Below are 454 nucleotides of genomic sequence, written 5' to 3' on the forward strand. Positions count from 1 at the left end.
GTGAGCGCACGCGCAGCACCTCCCGCTCGCGCACGGCCAGGGGGTCCGAGGGCGAGGGCCAGTCTTCCAGCGCGTCGATCCACTCCTGCATGGCGCTGCTCTGGTCCTCGCAGGTGTCTTCGAGCATGTGCAGGGTGTTGCGCGCTTCCAGCAGGGCCTGCCAGTGCTTGAACTGCTGGCGGTTGCTCAGCAACTCCTGCTGCAGGTAGGCGAACTGGCGGGTCAGCAGGCGGCGCAGGTCCAGGTAGCTGTCGACCATGTGGTTGACGATGCGCAGCATCAGGTCGGGCGGGCTGGGCGGCAGGCGCGATGTGCTGCCGCGCGTTTCGTGGAAACGGGGCGTCAGCGTGTCGTGGCCCTGACCCTGGGCGTGGGGCTCGTTCAGGCCATGGGTTGGGCGCTCCGATGGCAGCAGGTCTGCGGGCACGTCCACGGGCGTGTCGACCTGGCTCGA

Annotated in this window: 1 pseudogene; it reads right to left on the bottom strand. The window is 68.9% G+C overall.

Features of this window, described 5'->3' with window-relative positions:
* Positions 1–454 (bottom strand): annotated as a pseudogene (locus B2W70_RS00770) (magnesium transporter CorA); the annotation flags it as partial.

Origin of the sequence: Aquabacterium sp. UBA2148 (assembly GCF_002328915.1) — a bacterium.
Taxonomy (GTDB): Bacteria; Pseudomonadota; Gammaproteobacteria; order Burkholderiales; family Burkholderiaceae_C; genus Aquabacterium; species Aquabacterium parvum.